The 1,780-nt window shown below is 32.4% G+C and carries 1 protein-coding gene; it reads left to right on the forward strand.

Annotated elements, in window-relative coordinates:
• Nucleotides 1-251: 251 nt before the first annotated feature.
• Nucleotides 252-1,780: ribonuclease Y (rny, locus tag VK998_RS09225; RefSeq protein ID WP_325227833.1), on the forward strand; the 1,529-nt coding region annotated here is incomplete at its 3' end.

The raw sequence follows: 1,780 nt of genomic DNA on the forward strand, positions 1-1,780 counted from the left end.
ATTGGTACACAGGCTTATAGAGTTAGTATGAAAGGCACTGAAAGTAAAGTAGAGAAGATAACACCTAATTAATACTCTTGACATATTTATTTAAAAGTAATAAAATGTAATCGTACCAAGATATATAAAATCATATGTATATGCTATATAAGCCGAAAGCTTAGGCTAGTCGGTTTATATTTTTACCTAATGATCTTATTTAAAAAGAATATGTGGTATGAAACTTGAAAACTAAATAGAATAGGAGGTGCATCGTTATTGATCTTATAATTAATATCTTAATTGCTATTATAGGGATCATTATTGGTTTTTATATAAGAAAAACCATTGGTGAAAGGAAAATTGGAAATGCTGAAGAATTAGCTAAAAAAATTGTTGAAGATGCAAATAGGGATGCTGAGACAAACAAAAAAGAGCTTCTTTTAGAAGCGAAAGAAGAAATTCACAGAATAAGAATTGAAAATGAAAAAGAAAACAGAGAAAGAAGGACTGAAATTCAAAAACAAGAAAGACGTTTATTACACAAAGAGGAATCTATCGATAGAAAATTTGAATCCATAGAGAAAAAAGAAGATACTCTGAATAGAAAATTCAAGGAGATTGATCAAAAAGAACATCTTATTGAAGAATTGTATAATAAACAAGTAGAGGAGTTAGAAAGACTTTCAGGCCTTACCTCCGATGAAGCTAAAGAGCTATTATTAAATGATATTAAAAAAGAAATAGCACATGAATCCGCTCTTCTTATAAAAGAGATGGAAAACAAAACTAGAGAAGAATCAGAAAAGAAAGCAAGAGAAATTATATCTTGTGCTATTCAAAAATGTGCTGCTGATCATGTTACAGAGTCTACTGTAACTGTTGTTTCCTTACCTAATGATGAAATGAAAGGTAGAATTATCGGTAGAGAAGGTAGAAATATCAGAACCCTGGAAACTTTAACAGGTATTGATTTAATAATAGATGATACTCCTGAAGCAGTAGTTTTGTCTGGTTTTGACCCTATTAGAAGAGAAATTGCACGAATTGCTCTTGAAAAACTAATTGTTGATGGAAGAATACACCCTGCAAGAATTGAAGAGATGGTTGAAAAAGCAAAGAAAGAAGTAGATAATGTTATAAGAGAAGAAGGAGAACAAGCTGCATTTGATACTGGAATTCATAACCTCCATCCTGAATTAATAAAGCTTCTAGGAAGACTAAAGTATAGAACCAGTTACGGCCAAAATGTTTTAAGACATTCTATTGAAGTAGCTCATCTTTCCGGAGTTATGGCTGCAGAATTAGGTGCCGATATAAAGATAGCTAGAAGAGCGGGGCTTCTTCATGATATAGGTAAAGCTGTAGATCATGAGGTAGAAGGTCCTCATGTTGATATAGGAGTAGATTTAGCTAGAAGATATAAGGAATCTAAAGAAATACTGCATTGTATTGCTGCTCATCATGGTGACATAGAGCCTAGCACAGTAGAAGCAGTACTAGTACAAGCAGCAGATGCTATATCCGCTGCAAGACCAGGTGCTAGGAGAGAAACTTTAGAAGCTTATATTAAACGATTAGAAAAACTAGAAGAAATTGCTAATTCCTTTGATGGTATAGAAAAATCATATGCTATACAGGCAGGCCGAGAATTAAGAATAATGGTTAAGCCTGAAAATGTTAAAGATAATGAAATAATTCTTACAGCTAGAGAAATAGTTAAGAAAATTGAAGCAGAGCTTGATTACCCTGGACAAATAAAAGTAAACGTTATTAGAGAAACTAGAGCTATAGAATACGC

Source organism: Schnuerera sp. (genome assembly GCF_035459645.1).
Taxonomy (GTDB): Bacteria; Bacillota; Clostridia; order Tissierellales; family Tepidimicrobiaceae; genus Schnuerera.